General features: G+C 40.0%; 17 protein-coding genes and 2 pseudogenes. 11 read left to right on the forward strand and 8 right to left on the reverse strand.

Translation table 11 applies throughout. The features are described from left to right. Nucleotides 1-227: 227 nt before the first annotated feature. The 3 genes from BK575_RS01005 (at nt 228) to BK575_RS01015 (ending at nt 6,472) form a co-directional block, all read left to right on the forward strand. Nucleotides 228-1,646 carry a TolC family protein gene (locus BK575_RS01005; RefSeq protein ID WP_078408498.1) on the forward strand — a complete coding sequence of 473 codons (1,419 nt, stop codon included), beginning with the start codon at nt 228-230 and terminating at the stop codon, nt 1,644-1,646. Nucleotides 1,647-1,734: 88 nt separating this feature from the next. Then, nucleotides 1,735-3,348, forward strand: a complete 1,614-nt coding sequence (locus BK575_RS01010; protein WP_169907470.1) for an efflux RND transporter periplasmic adaptor subunit — start codon at nt 1,735-1,737, stop codon at nt 3,346-3,348. A gap of 1 nt (nt 3,349) precedes the next feature. Next, nucleotides 3,350-6,472, forward strand: coding sequence for an efflux RND transporter permease subunit (locus tag BK575_RS01015; protein ID WP_078408500.1), 3,123 nt, complete (start codon nt 3,350-3,352; stop codon nt 6,470-6,472). Between the two features lie 149 nt (nt 6,473-6,621). Here BK575_RS01015 and BK575_RS01020 read toward each other — a convergent pair. The 4 genes and pseudogenes from BK575_RS01020 to BK575_RS01030 form a co-directional block, all read right to left on the reverse strand. Further along, nucleotides 6,622-6,960: pseudogene (locus BK575_RS01020) on the reverse strand (L-lactate permease); the annotation flags it as partial. Further along, complete coding sequence (locus tag BK575_RS27895) at nt 6,915-7,148, reverse strand: L-lactate permease (protein WP_139367950.1); 234 nt, start codon at nt 7,146-7,148, stop codon at nt 6,915-6,917. The gene BK575_RS27895 and the pseudogene BK575_RS01020, both read right to left, overlap by 46 nt. Nucleotides 7,149-7,236: 88 nt before the next feature. Next, nucleotides 7,237-7,425: pseudogene (locus BK575_RS01025) on the reverse strand (lactate/malate family dehydrogenase); the annotation flags it as partial. 182 nt (nt 7,426-7,607) lie between these two features. Continuing rightward, on the reverse strand, nt 7,608-8,462 hold the full coding sequence (locus tag BK575_RS01030) for a carbon-nitrogen hydrolase family protein (protein ID WP_078408502.1): 855 nt from the start codon (nt 8,460-8,462) through the stop codon (nt 7,608-7,610). 91 nt (nt 8,463-8,553) lie between these two features. Between BK575_RS01030 and BK575_RS01035 the strand changes: the two genes are divergently transcribed. The 3 genes from BK575_RS01035 to BK575_RS01045 all read left to right on the forward strand — a co-directional run bounded on the left by BK575_RS01035 (nt 8,554) and on the right by BK575_RS01045 (nt 10,764). Next, nucleotides 8,554-8,739 (forward strand): cupin domain-containing protein, encoded by a 186-nt coding sequence (locus BK575_RS01035; protein ID WP_078408503.1) that lies wholly within the window; start codon nt 8,554-8,556, stop codon nt 8,737-8,739. 170 nt (nt 8,740-8,909) lie between these two features. Next, nucleotides 8,910-9,791, forward strand: coding sequence for a cation diffusion facilitator family transporter (locus BK575_RS01040; protein ID WP_078408504.1), 882 nt, complete (start codon nt 8,910-8,912; stop codon nt 9,789-9,791). A 142-nt stretch (nt 9,792-9,933) separates the two neighbouring features. After that, a complete protein-coding gene (locus BK575_RS01045; RefSeq protein ID WP_078408505.1) occupies nt 9,934-10,764 on the forward strand; it encodes an aldo/keto reductase in 831 nt (276 codons plus the stop codon). Between the two features lie 38 nt (nt 10,765-10,802). On the opposite strand, the gene BK575_RS01050 is transcribed toward BK575_RS01045, so the two are convergent. Further along, entirely contained in the window at nt 10,803-11,993 is a 1,191-nt protein-coding gene (locus BK575_RS01050; RefSeq protein ID WP_078408506.1) for a dicarboxylate/amino acid:cation symporter, read from the reverse strand. 270 nt (nt 11,994-12,263) lie between these two features. Further along, nucleotides 12,264-13,193, reverse strand: coding sequence for an RluA family pseudouridine synthase (locus BK575_RS01055; RefSeq protein WP_078408507.1), 930 nt, complete (start codon nt 13,191-13,193; stop codon nt 12,264-12,266). A gap of 178 nt (nt 13,194-13,371) precedes the next feature. On the opposite strand from BK575_RS01055, the gene BK575_RS01060 reads away from it, so the two are divergent. Then, complete coding sequence (locus BK575_RS01060) at nt 13,372-13,779, forward strand: DUF5365 family protein (RefSeq protein WP_078408508.1); 408 nt, start codon at nt 13,372-13,374, stop codon at nt 13,777-13,779. A 139-nt stretch (nt 13,780-13,918) separates the two neighbouring features. On the opposite strand, the gene BK575_RS01065 is transcribed toward BK575_RS01060, so the two are convergent. Together BK575_RS01065 and BK575_RS01070 are read right to left on the reverse strand one after the other, a co-directional pair. Then, nucleotides 13,919-14,383 (reverse strand): thioredoxin family protein, encoded by a 465-nt coding sequence (locus tag BK575_RS01065; protein WP_078408509.1) that lies wholly within the window; start codon nt 14,381-14,383, stop codon nt 13,919-13,921. A gap of 6 nt (nt 14,384-14,389) precedes the next feature. Continuing rightward, complete coding sequence (locus BK575_RS01070) at nt 14,390-14,824, reverse strand: disulfide oxidoreductase (protein WP_078408510.1); 435 nt, start codon at nt 14,822-14,824, stop codon at nt 14,390-14,392. A gap of 227 nt (nt 14,825-15,051) precedes the next feature. On the opposite strand from BK575_RS01070, the gene BK575_RS01075 reads away from it, so the two are divergent. From BK575_RS01075 to glpK, 4 genes are all read left to right on the forward strand, one after another. Continuing rightward, nucleotides 15,052-16,191 carry a L,D-transpeptidase gene (locus BK575_RS01075; protein WP_078408511.1) on the forward strand — a complete coding sequence of 380 codons (1,140 nt, stop codon included), beginning with the start codon at nt 15,052-15,054 and terminating at the stop codon, nt 16,189-16,191. 190 nt (nt 16,192-16,381) lie between these two features. After that, nucleotides 16,382-17,923, forward strand: coding sequence for a bifunctional GNAT family N-acetyltransferase/carbon-nitrogen hydrolase family protein (locus tag BK575_RS01080; protein WP_078408512.1), 1,542 nt, complete (start codon nt 16,382-16,384; stop codon nt 17,921-17,923). 217 nt (nt 17,924-18,140) lie between these two features. Next, nucleotides 18,141-18,692: a glycerol-3-phosphate responsive antiterminator gene (locus tag BK575_RS01085; RefSeq protein WP_078408513.1), complete on the forward strand. Its 552-nt coding sequence runs from the start codon at nt 18,141-18,143 to the stop codon at nt 18,690-18,692. Nucleotides 18,693-18,851: 159 nt separating this feature from the next. Then, nucleotides 18,852-20,342 carry a glycerol kinase GlpK gene (gene glpK / locus BK575_RS01090; protein ID WP_078408514.1) on the forward strand — a complete coding sequence of 497 codons (1,491 nt, stop codon included), beginning with the start codon at nt 18,852-18,854 and terminating at the stop codon, nt 20,340-20,342. Nucleotides 20,343-20,567: the final 225 nt, after the last annotated feature.

Raw genomic sequence — 20,567 nt, forward strand, 5'->3', positions numbered from 1 at the left:
AAGATAGTTTTATAAAATAAGATTTTTGTTTGTAAAATTCCATTCGATCGTTTATCTCATGTGTCTTTTCGAACGGCGTATTTCATACGCCGTTCGAAAAGACACAAAAAATTAATACAAAATTAAAGGTTTATAGTTAATCAAAATGAATATTTCATGTTACTATGTTTCTATGGTTATATTTACTTTTATGGAATTTATTTCTCGAATAGGAGGAAAATTGGACAGTGAAAAAAGTCATGACACTCTTTTGCGCTGCAGCGATTGCAAGTACGCCATTTGTCGGAACTGCGCAAGCGCTTGAAACGGAAACTAGTTCAACCAGCACAATAGAAAAAGAAGCGGAAGTTGAACAGCAAAAAGACGAAACACAGAATAAAGATTTAAAGGTTTTAACGCTGGAAGATGTGTTAAAGCGCGGGTTGGAAAATGATAAAAGTCTTATTTTATTGGAATATCAATTAGAATCCTCTAAAAATCAACTACTTGATACAGAAGATGATAAGAGAGATACACAAAAGGATATCAAAGATTTAGAGGAAACTTTAGATGAGTTAAGAGAAATGCGTGATAAACTGCAAGGTGGGGAAAGAGCTGGTGTCTATGATGCGATTGAGTCATACGAGGATGCCATGAAAGAAATTGAAAAAGCAATTGAGGCATTGAAATCAGGACAAGTGACATTGCAGCTGCAAACAGAGGGAGCGAAGGAAGGTATGACTTTGCAATTAACCTCTGCGTATATGAATCTATTAAGCTCGCAAGACCAGATTAATTTTATGAAAAAATCAATTCAGTCTGCTGCTGATAACGTAAAAAAAGCAGAACGTCTTTTCGAATACGGTATGGGTTCAAAAGATGATATTGATCAGGCAAAGAGAGCCCAAACTAACTTAGAAAAGCAGTTAGAACAGAAAGAAAAAGATTACTATTACAATTTGGCTGCGTTGACATTTGATATTGATGTCAATTACAATCCGGATTTAGCTTTGACGCGTGTCGAGACAACAATTGAAGATGCTGAAACCGTACTTGCAGCGGCCATTGCCAATGCAATTGAAAGAGTGGAGAAGAAGACAGATGTAAGTGAAGAGGGTGCGAAGGCCGAAAGCACCAATACAGTTGCTGAAGAAGAGAAAACGGATGCAATTGAAGACGGGATTGTAGATGAAAGTACAGATAACACGGACATAAATGTTAAGGATTACGAAACACTTATTCAAGGTACTTTTAAAATGATGGAAGCAAATGAAAAGCTAGAGTTGGCAAAATATAATCGTGATGAAGTTTATGAAGATGATGACTCAGATAAATACGATGAGCAAGCTGAAGATTACAATGTCAAAATAGCGGAAGAGCAAATTATCCAGCTGTATGAACAACTAACAAAGAAAATCGATTCGTTGAATCACAACATCAAGACATCAAAATTTAATTATGAAGAAGCGGCTAGAAAATTAGAAGACGCTCAAAAAGATATTTCTAATCTTGAGAAAAAGTATGAGCTAGGGGTTATAGCTAAATATGATTACGAACAAGCGAAGCTGCAATTAGACGAATTAAACCTGAATGTAGCGATAGCTAAAACGAATTACTTTTTGGTTCAACAATCTATTGAAGCTTTAGGAAAAGGTTATATCCAATAAAGAAACGAGTGAAAGACTTGTTTCTTTATTAACATGACTGACCGGACATTCATATTTTAGTTCATTAAGCATGAAAGGACGTTATAGGGTGAAAAAGAAAGTGAAACGTCAATCAACAAAAGTCGCAGCCGTTATACTTGGAGCAATGCTTATAACGGCTGGCTGTAATAAAACAGAGGAAGCAGCAAAGACCATTTCGGAAATTCCTGTCGCTGTAACGGACATTACAGGCGGCTCCCTAAATGACAGTACCCTCATTACAGGGACGATTAAACCTGGAAAAGATGTAGAATTAATGCCAACAAACGCAGGAGAGTTAGTATCCGTCTCCGTTAAGAAAGGGGATACGGTCAAAAAGGGGCAAGTATTGGCCAAATTGGATACGAGCGATTACGAATTGAGCCTAAAACAGGCAAAGACCGCTTTAAGCCGTGCACAAAATGGGGAGAAGCGTGCGCAAGAAACATATAATCAAGCTAAAGGAGCAACCAGTCAAGCGCAAGATGGGGTACGCCAGGCGGAAGCATCATTAAACCAGGCAAGGGTTGCACTGAAACAGGCAGCAGCCGGGGTTCCCGACGCTCAAGATGGGGTACGTCAGGCAGAAAGTAAATTGCGCCAAGCAGAGGCAAGCTTGAATCAAGCGAAAAACGGACGACTTGATGGAATAGAAGGGGCTTCATACAATCTTCAAAACGCAAAGAATCAGTGGGATGATGCAAAAAGAAATCTTCAGCGTATGGAAGGGTTATTTAAAGAAGGATTAATTTCTCAACAACAATTGGATCAAGCTAAAACTGCTGAAATACAGGCAAGCACAGCTTATCAACAAGCCCAACTTTCAGAAAAGCAGGCAAATCGAGAAGATAATTTGACCGTTTTGCAAGGAAATGTTGAGCAAGCAAAAGTTGGAGTGACTCAAGCGAAGTCCGGAGTTAACAATGCAAAGCTTGGAATAGAACAGGCGAACGTTGGAGTTGATCAGGCAGAGGTTGGGGTTGACAGAGCAAAGAAAAGTGTGGCAGATGCAAAAGTAAATGAGAATATAGCTGCAGTAGGAGTAAAAGAGGCGAGCATAGCTGTGCAGGAAGCTCAAATTGGTGTTGAACAAGCTCAAAAGAAAATCGATGACATGATTATTAAAGCACCTGTCGCAGGTGAAGTACTAGATGTAATGGCAGAACCGGGTGAATTTGTATCCAGCCAGTCTCCGTTTGCACGTTTGGTTTCTGCAGATGTCGTTCATTTAGAAGCACTTGTAACGCCAGAGCAGATGTTTACGTTGGAAGAGGGAGAAACAGCGGAAGTAGAAATTCCTGCATTGAAGAAAAATGTGAGTGGTAATGTGACTTACATTTCACCAACCTCAGAACAATCGGGTTTATTTAAAGTAGAAATCGAACTACCGAACGAGGATCGTAAAATCCGACCGGGTATGGTCGCACAATTGAATCTAAAAGAAGTATTGGTGGCGGACAGCTTCCTTGTTCCAACGGAAGCGGTTGTAGAAAAAGACGATAAAGCTTATATTTTTGTCATTAAAAAAGGTAAAGCTGTTCAAAAAGAAGTGGAAATCATCCGTGCGGAAACCGATTTTACGGCCATTAACGGAAGTATTTCAAAAGGTGAAAAGGTTGTTGTAAAAGGACAAAGCCTCCTCAAAGACGGTGATCAAACGCGAATCATGAAGGAGGAGAAGTAACGTGAAAATCGTTGATACATCGGTCAAACGACCGGTCGGTGTAATCATGATTGTCCTTGGGCTGATCGTTCTGGGAATCGTTTCATTAAAAAACTTGGCAATTGATTTATACCCGAAAATTGAGGTGCCGGTTGCCGTTATTACGACGACTTATCAAGGTGCCTCTCCCCAAGAAGTTGAAAAGCTGATTAGTGAGCCGATTGAATCGGTGGTCGGATCGATACAGGGCGTCGATAGTATTCAATCTGTATCATCACCGAGTTCATCGCTCGTGGTGATGCAATTTGATTGGGGAACGAATATCGATAATGCGTTAAATGATATTCGCGAACGTATCGACCAAGTAGCAGGAATGCTTCCTGAAGACGCTGATCGCCCATCGGTACTGCGAATCGATCCGCAGCAAACCCCTGTTATGTGGATCGGTTTTGCAGGTGCCGCACCGGAAAAACTGCAAAAAGTAGTGGAAGATCGAATTGAACCGGCTTTTGAGCGCGTCGATGGGGTTGCGTCTGTCGGGACTCAAGGCGGGAAGCAACGTGAAATCCGCGTAGAAATTGATCAGGCAAGTTTAAATAGCTATGGACTTTCTGCCGATCAAGTCGTCAACGCTCTTCGTGCTGAAAACCAGGCGGCTTCTGCCGGTAATCTTGAGAAAGGGACACAAGACTTGCAAGTTCGTATTGACGGTGAATTTACAGAGGTAGATGACATCAAAAATACATCGATTCAATTGCAAGATGGACGTACTATCTCTGTAGATGATGTAGCCAAAGTCAATGATACGTACAAAGAAACGCTGACCCTTTCACAAGTAGATCAAAAGCCGGCGCTTGTTCTCTCCATTTTGAAGCAATCGGACGGCAACACGGTAAAGGTCGCAGACGAAATGTATAAAGCGATTGAAAAGGCAAATGAAGAGTTGAAAAAGGATGGATTAAAATTATCCATTATCATGGATACATCAACATTCATTCGTCAATCGATCAGCAGCGTTGTTAACAACATGATTATGGGAGCGGTGCTGTCTACTATTGTCTTACTCTTATTTTTACGCAGTATCCGTGCTACCCTTGTTATTGGGATGACGATTCCAATTGCGATTATCTCAACATTTACACTTATGTATTTTACCGGTGAAACGCTGAACATTTTATCGATGGGCGGCTTGGCCCTAGGAATCGGGATGATGGTTGACAGTGCCATCGTTATTCTTGAGCACATTTTTGATTTAAGGCAAAAGGGTGTACCGCTCAAAGAAGCGGCGATTCGAGGCGGGAAAGAATTGGCGCCGGCAGTTATCGCTTCTACATTGACAAGTGTCGTCGTATTTGCACCGATTGTATTCGTTGAAGGGCTGGCGGCAGAATTGTTCAGGCCGCTCGCATTAACGGTCAGTTTCTCATTATTGGCTTCATTAGTCGCGGCTTTGACCCTTGTACCGATGCTCTCGTCAAAGATGTTAACAAGGCAGGTCAAAACCGCAGCTGAACAAGAGCTTGAAGAAGAAAAAACGGGCCGTTTACACGCATTTACCCGCAAGGTAGTAGACAAATACCGTAAATTCTTAAAGTGGGCTTTAAATCATCGGAAGACGGTATTGTTAAGTACTTTGTTATTGATTGTAGCAAGCTTTGGGCTTGTTCCTTTTATCGGGACATCCTTTATTCCTCCTTCCGACCAGGGACAGCTTTCTATCGATATCGTCACACGTGAGGGAGCAAGAATTGAAGAAACACAGGCCATTGTGGAGGAAGTCGATAAGCGTCTGAGTAAGTATAAAAAAATTATTGATACCAACTATGTCACCATCGGGGGAGGCAATAGCGGTTTTGGATCACCGGCTTCCAATCAAGCCGGCTACATTATTCAGCTTGTGAAGCCGGAAGAAAGGGATATGACTACGTCTGCTTTCATTAAAAAAATGGAAAAAGAAGTTCAAGATATTCCAGGTGCAGAGTTTAAAGTAGGGGAAATGGACCCGGGGCTAGGTTCAGGTTCGCCTGTTGATATTAAAATCAGCGGTCCCGAGCTTGATGTATTAAAAGACTTGGCTCAGCAAGTCATGTGGGTTATTGAAGATGTTAAAGGGACCTATAATATTGATAGTACAGTGGCAGAAGGACGTCCAGAGATTAAAATTGAAGTTAAGCGTGACATCCTTAGCCAATACGGACTTTCTTACCAACAGGTCATGAATGAAATTAAATTAGGGTTTGACGGTCAAGTTGCGACTCGATATCGTGAAGAAGGAAGTGAATATGATGTACGGGTATTGCTTCCGGAGGATCGCCGTCAAACAATTCGTGATTTGGAAAACATGGTTATTCGTTCGAATAATGGAATCGATGTGCCACTATCAGCGGTTGCTGAACTAAAACAAGTGCAGGGGCCGGCTGAAATTAATCGCGATAACCAGCAGCGTCAAGTATCGGTGACAAGTGACATACGCGATCGTGACCTTGGCTCGATCAATAAAGAGCTGCAGCGAAAAATCGATCAGCTTTCCATGCCGGAAGGATATACCGTTTCGATGGGCGGACAAGGAGAGGAGATGGCTGAGTCATTCCAGAGTCTTGCTTTAGCCTTAGTACTTTCGGTTTTCCTTGTATACTTGGTGATGGCCGTACAATTTGATTCATTTGCTTATCCGTTTGTTGTCATGTTTTCACTGCCAACAACTGTAGTAGGAGTGCTGGTCGGATTAGCCGTGACTCAAAAACCATTAAGTGTCCCTGCGTTTATTGGATTAATTATGCTGGCAGGTATTGTCGTGAATAACGCAATCGTGCTGGTCGAATATATTAACCTGCAGCGCCAAAAAGGTGTGGAACGTATGGAGGCAATTGTAGACGCTGGATTAAGTCGTATGAGGCCTATCTTCATGACGACCTTAACAACGGTATTGGGAATGATTCCACTCGCATTGGGAATCGGTGAAGGGGCTGAAGCTCAATCGCCTATGGCGGTTGTTATCATTTTTGGTTTGTTGTTTTCAACCATTTTTACGCTAGTATTAATACCAGTTGTTTATACATTCATTGATGATTTCGGCAGTAAAGTGAAGCGATTCCGCTTCCCGCGCCGCCGTAAACAAAAGCAAACAGAGGAAATTGAACTATAAGAATGACCCAAAGGGCAAAATACAGCCCTTTGGGTCATTCTAATGAAAGGCCCCGTCACGAAATCCTTGGTTTTACTGGATTTTCACGACGGGGCCTTTCATTAAAAATCAGTTTTGGTGCTTCATTAGAGACTTATGAGATAGCTTCTTTAAAATACTATTGCCTGGACGATTGTAATGACACCTGCAAGGATTAAAAATCCAATACTATATTTTAACGTGAAGCGGAAGAGATTCGCTTCTTTGCCGACAAGACCAACTGCTCCTGTAGCGACAGCAATGGATTGAGGAGAGAGCATTTTAGCTATCACACCGCCGGCAGTATTGGCTGCAACCAGAATGATCGGCAATACTTGGATTTGGCTTGCTGTGGTTGTTTGCAAACTTCCGAATAGAGCGTTATTTGATACAACAGATCCTGTTAAAAATACTCCGATCCATCCTAAAGCAGGAGATAAAAATGGAAATACATCAGCAGTATGGGCCAGATGGCATAAACGGCACCATATCCCGCTGCACCAATGACCATATTAACCGGCATTTTATAAAACATAATGGTAATAATCATGGAAATAATGACAATAGAACCAGCAGCCACATAAGCTTTCATTTTAAAAACAGTTAAACCTAAAAAGAAAATAGAACCGGAATGACAGCAACTATCGCTGAAAACCATATATTTTGCATTGAATCATATACTTGAGTCCAACCCATGTTGTTCACCTCATTGTTTTAGTGAAGAAAGAGGAGCGAATCTTCTTTCTTCCTAGTTCACCCATAATGTAAGCATGGACATTGCGAGAATCTACTTTGAAATAGTCGCTTAATAAGTAACGGAATCGAGCTGTGTCCAAAATAGTACCTGAGCTGATAACGCGTTCTTTCGGAAGACCTGATACCTTCCAAGTGACGTAAGATAAAATGTCAACAGGGTTTGTTGAAACCATAAGCATTCGTAAGTTTCATGGCCGAGGTGTATCGTTTTTGAAAAGCGGGGTAAAGTGAAATGAAGTTGATGGGCATGGTAAAAGAAGAAAGGTATACACTTTGTTGGAATGTAAAAAAGCATCTTAATAAGAGAAATCGACCTCCATTAAGATGCCTACTTTTTTAAATGGTATTTTCGGTTCCTTTATTATACTCGTTCGTAAAAGTTGAGGCGTCTGTCTTGCCATGTGGAGACAGAACCGCTCTGCCTTGATTTTTGTAAAAGTTCGAAGTCTAGGTCGGCAGTGATGATCATGTCTTGATTAATCATTCCTTCATCTAACATTCCGCCCATTGGAAATCCAAGATCGTTTGGTGTAATAATGGCGGCTTGCCCAAAGTTGGCTCTCATAAAATCGACAGTCGGCAATGAACCGATTGTTCCGGTCAACACGACATAGATTTGGTTTTCGATGGCTCTTGCATGGCTTGTGTAGCGAACACGATGGAAGCCATGGCGGTCGTCGGTGCAAGAAGGGCAAAAGATGATATCGGCTCCTTTAGCCCTTGCCATTCTTGATAGTTCAGGAAATTCGATATCGTAGCATGTCAAAATGGCGATTTTCAGTTTGCCTGCCTCGAAAATCTGGAATTTATCACCCGCTTTAATGTTCCAATCATAGAATTCTGTAGGAGTGATATGCAATTTATCTTGTGTATCCATTTTTCCATCCGGATGAAAAAGATGAGCGGTATTGTATAAATGCCCATCACGCTCCGTAATGTGCGTGCCGCCGATAATGTAAACTTGATACTGCCCGGCCATTTTTGAAAAGAATTGTTGATAGTCGTTCGTGAATCTTGGCAAATAAGAAATCGGGAATGCTTTTCCTTCTTCATCCCCAATGGAAAGCAGCTGTGTTGTTAAAAATTCGGGGAATAAGATATATTCCGAATTGAACTCTTTCGCTGTTTTAATGTAGTGTTCAATATAAAGTTTGAATTCATCTATATTTTGAATGGTTTTTAATGGATATTGAACAGCTGAGACGCGTATCTTCAAGTGAATTCCCCCTTATTATACAAAATACATTTATTATAGGGGGGATTGTAATAAATATCAATAATTAGAGTAAGAAAAGAGGAGGGGAAAAATGATAAAGGTATATCGTGAGCAAGACAGATTTAAAGCAAACCATGGGTGGCTTCAAAGTGCTTTTAGCTTTTCGTTTGCGGAGTATTTTGATCCAAATAACTTAAACTTTGGACCAATGTGTGTCTTGAATATAGAGAGAAGAAGTCCAATAAATGGATGGGGAGAAATTGAAATTCTTTATTAATGGGAATGTTCAGTGAGTTTGACAAGGGAAACTCATTTTGCATAGGGCTAAATATTTTTATGCTTGCTATATACGTTCGAACGTTCAACTATGTTGCTGTAGACCCACCCGAAGCAGGTTTGATACACTAGTTTTACTTATAGAGCCAATAAGAAAGGTGAACGGAAAATATGAGTGAGAAAGGGTATGAACTTGCGGAAAGAGGAGCTTGGATCAGCATTGCTGCTTACATAGTTTTGTCTTTATTTAAATTGTTGACAGGGGCTTTTGCAAACTCAGAAGCTTTGCGGGCAGACGGCTTGAATAATTTTACCGATATCATCGCATCTATCACCGTTTTAATCGGATTAAAAATCTCTAAAAAACCTCGAGATGAAAATCATCCTTATGGACATTCACGTGCAGAAAATGTTGCTTCTTTAATGGCCTCTTTCATTATGCTGCTGATTGGGATGCAAGTTTTATATGAAGCTGTGCACTCGATTTTTGCTGCAAAAGAGCAAACCCCGGACTTACTGGCTGCTTGGGCTGCTTTAGCGGCTGCCATTATTATGCTCATTGTTTATTTATATAATCAGCGGTTGGCCAAGCAGCTGAATAGCCAAGCTTTAAAAGCGGTCGCTAAAGATAACTTGTCTGACGCTTTAGTGAGTATAGGGGCAATAGTTGGAATTGTCGGGGCGCAGTTTGGCCTGCCATGGCTGGATCCTCTTGCTGCTTTTTTTGTCGGTCTTATCATTATGAAAACGGCAATCGATATTTTTAAAGAAGCTTCTCATTTATTGACGGATGGTTTTGATGAAGAAAAGTTATTGGAATATAAACAAGTCATCGAATCGGTGCCCGGTGTCAAAAGTGTAAGGGACTTAAAAGCACGGATGCAAGGCAATCACATTTTATTGGATGTTACGGTAAAAGTAGATCCTTCTTTGAGTGTAATAAAAAGTCATTTCATTGCCGATCAAATTGAAGAGATGATGGAAGATTTGCATAAGGTTCGATCAACCTTTGTTCACATTGAGCCAGATGTAAAAGAAAAAAGCAGCCAATGAGCTGCTTTTTTAGATAGAGAGGGGGAAAGGTGTATTTAACCCAAAAAAGTAATTTTTTAGCAGGAATGCAAACGATTTCACCTATAGAGAAATTTATGAGAAAATAAAGTGACTTACTTATCATGATAGGGAGGAAATAAGGATGGTTAAAAATTTGCAAGATTGTACTACATTACATAATGGTGTAAAAATGCCGTGGTTCGGTTTAGGTGTTTACAAAGTAGAAGAAGGGCAGGAAGTGATTGATTCTGTAAAAGCCGCTATTAAAAATGGATATCGTAGTATTGATACTGCTGCGATTTATCGAAATGAAGAAGGCGTTGGGCAGGCGATTAAAGAATCCGGTGTTCCTCGTGAAGAGCTTTTCATTACAACGAAAGTATGGAACGCCGCTCAAAGAGCAGATGCTGCATTAGAAGCATTTGAAAGAAGTATGACCAAGCTTGGGCTGGATTATTTAGATTTATATTTAATTCACTGGCCTGTAGAGGGCAAGTATAAAGAAACATGGAAGGTACTTGAAAAATTGTACAAAGATGGACGTGTACGCGCTATCGGGGTAAGTAATTTCCAAATTCATCATTTAGAAGATTTGATGAAAGATGCAGAGATTAAACCGATGGTGAATCAGGTTGAATATCATCCTCGCCTGGCTCAAAAAGAACTGCACGAGTTTTGTCAAAAGAACAATATTCAGTTAGAAGCCTGGTCACCATTGATGCAAGGTGAATTATTAAATAATGAAACGTTAAAAGAGATTGCAGAGAAGTATAATAAGTCTGTAGCACAAGTCATTTTGCGATGGGATCTGCAAAATGAAGTAGTAACTATTCCAAAGTCAATAAAAGAGCATCGCATTATTGAAAACGCCGATATCTTTGACTTTGAATTAACACGAGAAGATATGAATAAAATTGACGCTTTAAATGAAGATCGCCGTGTTGGGCCAGACCCTGATAACTTTGATTTCTAATAAAGAAAGAGGATCCTTTTTGGGATCCTCTTTCTTCATTAGCTGGCTTTGGAAGCTGGTACATGTTGAATATTTTTCTTAGCTGTCAGTTTATCTACGATACCAGCAATGGCGCCATCTCCTGTTACGTTGCAAGCGGTACCGAAGCTGTCTTGAGCCAAGTATAGAGCAATCATCAATGAAAGCATTGTTTGATCAAATCCGAGCATTGTTTCCAAAAGTCCCAATGCAGCCATGACAGCACCGCCCGGTACACCCGGAGCTGCAACCATTGTCACGCCAAGCATTAAAATAAATGGCATCATCGCAGCGAAAGACGCTTGTTGTCCGTTTAGAAGCATAACGGCCATAGAACAAGAAATAAGTGTAATCATACTTCCTGATAAATGGATGGTTGCTAATAAAGGAATGGAAAAATCAGCTACTTTTTCACGAACACCCGCTTTTTTAGCATGTTCCAGTGTAACTGGAATAGTAGAGGCGGATGATTGAGTACCTAGAGCTGTGAAATAGGCGGGCATCATGCCTTTCAACAGGGCCAATGGATTTTTACGTGCCAATGTTCCGTTAACTGTATATTGAATTGTCAGCATGACGAAATGAAGCACAATGATCATGACAAATACTTTGGCAAAAACGGCCATAATGGTTTGAACTTGTCCGCCTTGTGTCATATTTGCAAAAATCCCTAAAATGTGAACCGGTAATAGTGGAATGATAACACGTGAAATAATCATCTCCACGATGCTGCGGAACTCGGTCATCACATTTTTTAATGCGTTCCCTTTTAAAGAAGCCATTCCAAGACCTAGAGCGAAAGCTAATACTAAAGCTGTCATGACTCCCATAATAGGAGGGATTTCTAGTTTAAAAAATGGTGCTAAAAGTGCTTCTTCAGGATTTTCAAAGGCTTCTGAAGCACCACTTTTTAAAAGGATAGGATAAAGGCTGCGTGCAGCAAAGAAAGCAAGCAAGCCTGCTGCGATCGTTGAGGCGTAAGCCAAAAGCGTTGTAAGTCCAAGAAGCTTTCCGGCCCCTTTGCCAATTTCACCAATACCTGGTGCGATAAATCCAACAATGATTAAAGGAATGGCAAACCCTAAGAAGTTGCCAAAAATCCCATTAAAAGTTGCTAATATACGAACAGTCCAATCAGGAGCGATGCTGCCGATTAGAATACCGAAGATGATGGCTAATATGATTCGAGGTAAAAGTCCGATCTTTTTCATGATGTCCCCCATGGAAAAACAATTGTATTTTATAGACGTATTATACACACTATCTCCTAAAAAGTTAATAGTTTTGTATAATTTTTTAGTATAATAATTTTTCGGTGGGTAAAAATGAATTTACGGAAAATTCTTATATTTTACAAGTGGATTCGAGATGAATGTAGAGTAAGGAGTGTGAAGTTAAGTTATATTTGTATATGAAATAAGAAGAGGATAAAAACATAGAAGCATAAAAGAGCAGTGTCTTTTACGCCTCTGTGTTGGTGTTTAGATATTATATTGTTTTAAAATAACCGATTCGTAATGTTTAAAGATACCAGGAGGCAGCGGGGCTAATGCTTCGATTTTTTCTTGTGTAAATGGATGTTGCAGCTGTAAACGTACTGCATGGAGAACCTGCTGTCCAATAGAAGCGGGCAGTCCACCATAAAGGGTATCGCCAATAAGAGGATGACCCAGATGGCTCATATGTACACGAATTTGGTGTGTGCGACCTGTTTCCAGGGATAGCTCCACTAATGTTTGCTGAAATTTGTGGTTTCGATGCAATACACGATAATGTGTGACGGCATGTTGGCCGGATGGAGAGACACGTCTTCTGGTGGCATGGTGCCGGTCACGTCCAATCGGTTGATTAATGGTACCTTTGTTTTGTTTGACGATTCCATTTACAAGGGCAATATAGGTTCGTTTAATTTCTCTTTTTTCCAGCATTTTATCTAAAATGGCCGCAACAAGAGGGTGTTTAGCAAACAGAATGGCTCCTGACGTGTCACGGTCTAAACGATGGATATGCCTCGGTGCCGTCTGTAATCCTTCTGTTAAAAAGTGAAATGCCACCATATTGGAAAGGGTTTTCTTATCCCCTTGCTCGTTGGGATGTGTATCAATTCCAGCCGGTTTATTAGTGATCAGAAAATGTTCATCTTCATATAATAAATCGAGTTCCGTGTAAAAAGGAGGAAATGTTTGTTCTTCCGGAAAGTAAAATTGTGCTTGAAGCCGGTCATTGGCATGGAGCAGCTGGTTCCAGCCAACTACTTCATTATTAAGTTTTACCTGTTTGTTCATTCGAAATTGATGAAGAAGCTTTTTAGGCATCTTCCATTCATCTTTCAAAAAAGTTTCAATAGTTTTTCCGGTTTGTCCGCTAGTTATAATCGCTTCAAACCAGTCGCCTTTTCTAGATATTAACATTATTATCACCTATCCATCTACATTGTTTAAAAGCATATTATAAAGATTGAATGGCGGTACAGTGTTGTTCCTTATATTGGAAGGTCAAGGAACAAATACCTTACCATTTAATTTACAGTGTATGTTATGCTATACATACGTGAAATTTTGGTGAACAAATAAAAAAGGTGGGTCCACATTGAGGATTGAACGTGCAGCTACTCCTGAAATAGAGACATACATAGAAGACCTGAAAAATCAAATTTTATATGAGATTATTCCTCGGTACTTCTCCTCGCAAGAGTTAATAAAAATAGAAAAGCTTCAATTGTTAAATCCTGATAATGCGTTGAATGCAAGTTATAACGGGTTACTGAAGGAAGCTTTGCAAGTCATCAGCAGCTTGCAGGCACTAATAACCGTCATTGAAAATGTTCGTTACCGTGACATTCAGCAGCATCATCGCACATTGTTCAATCGTAATGTTGAAACTTTAGACAAATACGGGTTTTCATTTCCGTTAACGATTGATCAATTTTCAAAAGAAAAATGTCAAATCAATATGTATTATGGTAATCTTGCTGGTTATTCTTTTGCTGTTAATTAAAAAGTAAACGAGTTCAATTTGTTCTTAAAGAAAACCTGCACTCGGTGAGAGGATGAGATTTTGCTTCATGATTTTCTCCGCTCGAGTCAATTGAGGGAATGCCCCAAAACGATTTATCGTTTTGGGGCATTCCCTTTTCTTATTTAGTTTCATTAAACCATTTTTTAAATACGTCTTCTTCTTGTGAACCTACAATTCGATCGACTTCTTTTCCGTTTTTATAACGGACAATGGTCGGAGTGGACTCAATATTATACTGTGTCCATCCATCTTCAAACTCTAATAAATTAAACATTTTTAAGTCGATGTTCATGTCTTTTGACAACGGCACAACAACAGGAGATGTTACACGGCAATGAGGGCAAGTAGGACTATAAAAGTAAATGGTCGCGTCCTGTTTTTCTTCAATTATTTTGTTAAGTTCCTCAGGTAAAATTTGATTTTTATAATTAGGGTCATCCAGCTGTTTAATGGTTTCGGGGCGAAGCTGTTCTTTATTATATGGATTGCCCTCTGCTTCTTCTTTATTTTGATAGATTGTTACAAAAGCCAGTGCTCCAAATAACACGACGATAATGGCAGCAAAGATGATAAGTTTCTTCATTAACTTTTACGCTCCTTTGCGAATGTTTTTAAAGATCATGACATGACAAACAAGGATGAGGATGAATGCTGTAAACGCTAAGAATGGAATGGTTATGAACCCTAACCAATTGATATATTCTCCTGTACAAGGAACGACCCCACACGAGATGGAACGGTCTCCGATGAATGATATTTTTTGGATGGAATAGTGGTATAAGGAAATCATGCTTCCAATCACTGATAAAGGTAAAGTGTATTTATATACTTCATAATCTTTTTTTGCGTAAGAAATTCCAAGAATGATGACAAGCGGGTACATGAAAATCCGTTGAAACCAGCATAATTCACAAGGTATGTACTGCAGAATTTCAGAAAAAAATAAACTCCCCATTGTAGCGATAAAGGAGACAATCCAAGAAAAGAATAGCCATGACTCAATTTGACGTTTGTTAGACTCCACCTAAACTCCCTCACAATCTGTAAACTCTCTAGGAAAATTATAGAGGACAATATTTAGAATGTAAAATATTCAACAGTTGTACAAGTTGGAAAGAGCATCTTTTGAACGCAGCTGTCGAAAGTAATTATAATATTTGTAATTTTTTGACTTGTTTAGTCTAAAGCCTTTTATTACCAATTATCCTCCTTTATAATTCCTCTATGTACAGAGAAAAAGGGGGATAAAAAGTGAGAAAGCTAGTGTTTGGTCTAATCTTAGCAGTCTTGATGATTTTTTGTACAACCCCGGCGGCATTTGCAGCAAGCAAGAACCAGTTGATTATTATCAACAAGTCAACAAATAAATTGGCATTCTTTGAGAATGGAAAACTAGTCAAAACATTTAGTGTAGCAACAGGAAGAAAAGATAGTTATACTCCTGAAGGAACTTTTAATATAGTAAATAAAATTAAAAACCGTCCTTATTATAAAGGAGGTATACCAGGAGGAGATCCGCGCAATCCGCTTGGAGATAGATGGCTCGGTTTAAATGCACGAGGTACATATGGAACAACATACGCCATTCATGGGAACAGCAACCCGAGTTCCATTGGGAAATATGTGAGTTCAGGGTGCGTTCGAATGTATGATGAGGACGTAAGATGGTTATTCAGTCAAGTTGAACTGCAAACGAAAGTCATCATCGGGCAATTTAAATCTCAGGCTTTTGAAACGGTTGCCAATAAACACGGTTATGCAGCGAAAAGTGTTTCAGCCCCCCATGTCTGTAAAGGAATCTGTTTTGAAGGAAGAGAATTATCGAAAGGGCAGCTCGGTTTTGTGACGATTAAAAAGCCAATGACACTCTTGAAGAAAAACGAAAGCGGAAAATATGAAGTGACCAGCACGACATTACAGCCGGGAGCTGTGTACAAGGTATACAATGTCGATACAAAAATAGGAGCGGTAGACATCGGTGGAGGCGTGATAGATCATAATCTGGCTCGCATTAAAGTCGATTATTTACCAAAAGAAATCATTCAAAAAGTAGAACAATATTTTGCACCTAAGACACCGCCTGTTGCAAACCCTCCAGCATGTAAAGGGGTTTGTTTTGAAGGGAAAGAGTTGTCAAAAGGTCAAATTGGTTTTGTGGAGATAAAGAAACCGATGACCTTGTTGAAGAAAAATGCAACCGGCAAATATGAAGTGACTACCACGATGTTGCAGCCAGGGGCGGTTTACAAAGTATACAATGTAGATACAAAAATAGGAGCGGTAGACATCGGTGGAGGCGTAGTGGATTTAAACCTTGACCGCATTTATATTAGCTACTTGCCAACAGCTGTCATTGAAAAAGCTAATGAATATTTTGGAACGAAGAGATAGAAAAAGGCCGTCTGCGAAATCGGATACAACCAGGATTTCGCAGGCGGTCTTTCCATTATGAAGGTCGAGTGCTGCTTAATATGAGAAAAAGCAGCAAAAATAAAATGTACGCTCTTGTCATAATTAGGTTTAACTGTAAAGAGTTTAGGGAAAAAGAAAAAAAGATAGACTAAAAGGGGTTGCTATAGACGTGTCAACGATTGACTTATCGAAATTCGAAAAGAAAATAATTCTTCGTAATATTAAACATGCAGACATAGATGAAATTATTGAATTACAGAAAATTTGCTTTCCCGGAATGATTCCATGGGAGAAAGAGCAGCTTGAGAGCCATTTGGCTATTTTTTCAGAAGGTCAAATTTGTGTGGAATATGAGGGGAAAATCATCGGTTCTTGCTCCAGCTTAATTGTCAACTTCGATGAATATGATGACCAGCATACATGGGATGACATTACGGATGAAGGGTATATCACTAATCATAATCCTGATGGCTACAATTTATATGGTATAGAAGTGATGGTTCATCCTGCTTATAGAGGTATGAAGATAGGCCGCCGTCTATATGAAGCACGAGAAGAGTTGGCACGCGAGATGAATTTAAAAAGCATCATCATTGGAGGAAGAATTCCCAATTATCACAAATATGCCGAAGAATTCTCGCCGCGGCAATATGTTCAGCAGGTGATGAAGCATAAAATTTACGATCCTGTTTTAACATTCCAGCTTCGGAACGGCTTTACTTTAATGCGAATCAATAGAGGGTATTTGCCGGATGATGCAGCTTCTAATAAATACGCAACATTAATGGAGTGGAACAATGTTGATTATGTACCCACATCCAAACGCCACTTTAGAACCGCTTTTCCTGTTCGCATTTGCGTTGTCCAGTATATGATGAAACAAATTAATTCATTTGAAGAGTTCGCTACACAAGTGGAGTATTACACAGATGTTGCATATGATGCAGGATCAGATTTTTGTGTATTTCCAGAAATATTTACCACACAGCTTATGTCGTTTCTAAATGAAAAGATTCCGAGCAAGGCTGTACAAAAAGTGGCGGGATTTACGGAACAATACATTGAATTGTTTACAAGTCTTGCGGTCAAATACAATGTGAACATCATTGGCGGATCTCACTTTGTGGAAGAAGAAGACGGCATCTACAATATTGCTTATTTATTTCGCCGTGACGGAACGATTGAGAAGCAATATAAAGTGCATATTACACCAAATGAGAGGAAATGGTGGGGGATCAGCCGCGGAGATAAAGTAGAAGTCTTTGATACAGACTGCGGAAAAATTGCCATTCAAATTTGCTATGATATCGAGTTCCCGGAATTAGCCCGCATCGCCACTGAAAGAGGGGCGAATATTATTTTTACACCGTTTTGTACGGAAGATCGCCAAGGCTATTTGAGAGTTCGTTATTGTGCGCAGGCAAGGGCCGTAGAAAATCAAATTTACACAGTGATTGCGGGAACGGTCGGTAACTTGCCTCAAGTAGAAAACATGGATATCCAGTATGCAAAGTCAGCCATTTTTGCTCCTTCCGATTTTGAATTTGCCCGTGATGGGATCGTGGGAGAGTGCAATGATAACATCGAGATGGTCGTCATCGGCGATGTAGATTTAGAGATTTTACGGAGGCAGCGTCAATCAGGAACGGTTCGCCAATTGAAGGATCGCCGTCATGATATATATAGCATTCAATATAAAAAATCGACATAAACAAATAGACAGGGGCAAAAAGCGCCCCTGTCTATTTGTTTATGCCAAGAATTTTTTAAGTTTATTCGAGGTGAAATAACAGAAAATATGAAATAAATTAACGTAGCGGAGATTGAACTTGTCGGGTTTAAGCCATATAATTCATGAAACGACATGGATAATTATGCTCGTTTTGATTACACTGTCAGTATATTAATTTTTAAATGGAGTGAGTGAGATGGCTTTTGATGGACAGCAGATTTTGCCTGCGGTGAGAGATATGAAGCAGCTTGAGAAATTTTTGGAAAGCGATTATAAATACGGTGTTCTTTTAGATAGCCATCTTGGTCAGCTAAAGGGAATCATGAATGCAGTGAAAAGGGTGAACAAGGAGCTGCTTTTACATGTGGATTTGATTCAAGGTTTAAAGCATGATGAGTATGCGGTTGAGTTTTTATGTCAGGAATTAAAGCCGGCAGGCATTATTTCAACGCGCTCCAGTGTCATTATGAAGGCGAAACAAAAGGGTGTATATGCGATTCAGCGCGTGTTCTTATTAGATAGTACGGCCCTGGAAAAAAGTTACCATTTACTTCAAAAAATAAAGCCTGATTATATTGAAATCCTTCCGGGCATTATTCCTTCCCTTATTCAAGAGGTTTATCAGAAAACTGACATTCCTGTATTAGCAGGCGGTTTAATCCGGAGCGAGCAAGATGTAGCGGAAGCATTGAGGGCGGGAGCGACGGCTGTTACAACTTCAAAGAGAGACTTATGGAAGAACTATTAGGTAAACATGCTGTAGTTGACAGCGGTTTCACCTTCTAGTAAACTAGCAAGTAAGTTAATACCATGTGACGGAGAACCGGAGATCCACAATCATTTCTTCCATTTTTGGGAAAGGATTGTGGATTTTCTTATTTATTCGTATGCAAGTGGAGGGTTGATTATGGAAAAATATATTTTATCGTTAGATCAAGGGACAACAAGCTCCCGTGCCATTCTTTTTAATCAAAAAGGTGAAGTGGTGTACAGCGCTCAAAAGGAATTCGCCCAACACTTTCCTAAGCCGGGATGGGTCGAGCATAATCCAAATGAGATTTGGAGTTCCATTTTAGCTGTGATTGCGTCATGTTTATCGGAGTCCGGTGTTTCTCCAAAACAAATTGCCGGAATTGGCATTACCAATCAACGTGAGACAACGGTAGTGTGGGAGAAAGAGACGGGGCGCCCAATATATAACGCCATTGTATGGCAATCCCGCCAAACGGCTGGTATTTGTGAAGAGTTAAAAGTGAAAGGATACAGTGATGTATTCCGTCAAAAAACGGGTTTATTAATTGATGCTTACTTTTCGGGAACAAAAGTAAAATGGATTTTAGATCATGTAAACGGGGCAAGAGAAAGAGCCGAAAAAGGAGAATTGTTGTTCGGGACGATTGATACGTGGCTGATTTGGAAGCTTTCCGGTGGAAAAGTCCATGTAACGGACTACTCCAATGCATCAAGAACATTAATGTTTAACATTAATGAATTAACATGGGATGATGAACTGCTGGAAATCTTAGAGATTCCTAAAGCCATGCTTCCTGAAGTGAAGCCATCGTCGGAAGTGTATGCTCATACAATTGATTATCACTTCTTCGGAGAGTCTATTCCGATTGCAGGAGCAGCAGGGGATCAGCAAGCAGCATTATTCGGGCAAGCTTGCTACGAAAAGGGAATGGCTAAAAATACTTATGGAACCGGTTGCTTTATGCTCATGAATACAGGAGAAAAGGCTGTTTCATCTGACCATGGCTTACTAACAACCATTGCTTGGGGAATTGACGGAAAAGTGGAATATGCGTTAGAAGGAAGTATCTTCGTTGCCGGTTCTGCCATTCAATGGCTTCGCGACGGGTTGCGCATGGTTAAAGATGCAAAAGAGAGTGAGAGATATGCAGAAAAGGCGGAGTCAACGGAAGGTGTATATGTTGTTCCTGCGTTTGTCGGTTTAGGAACTCCTTATTGGGACAGTGATGTAAGGGGAGCCGTTTTCGGTCTGACTCGTGGGACAACAAAAGAACACTTTATTCGAGCGACTTTGGAAGCTCTTGCTTACCAGGCTAGAGATGTGGTTGGAGCGATGGAAGCTGATTCTGGCATTACCTTGAAAAAACTTCGAGTAGACGGCGGGGCAGTGAAGAACAATTTTTTAATGCAATTCCAAAGCGACCTGTTAAATGTGCCGGTTGAACGTCCGGTGATCAATGAAACAACGGCTTTAGGCGCGGCATATTTGGCAGGACTAGCGGTGGGCTACTGGAAAGACCGGCAAGAAATTGCTGCACAATGGAATATTGATACATCCTTTAATCCAAGTATGGAAGAAGAAAAACGTGAAGATTTGTATAATGGTTGGAAAAAAGCCATTAAGGCGGCTATTACCTTTAAATAAAAGAAATTTCGATTCGGGAAGATTATCTTCTGTTCATGCAGTATGAAACAAAGGAATCTTTTGGGTGAGTAGTGGCTGTCCCATAAGTTTTAAACAAGCTGAAACAATGATTTTTTACTGAAAGGACTCGTCGCTGAATCCTTGATTTTACTGGATTTTCATGACGGGTCCTTTCAGGAGAATGACTCAAAAGGTATGAAAAGCATACCTTTTGAGTCATTCTCT

Source organism: Priestia abyssalis, from assembly GCF_002019595.1.
Lineage (GTDB): Bacteria > Bacillota > Bacilli > Bacillales > Bacillaceae_H > Bacillus_BA > Bacillus_BA abyssalis.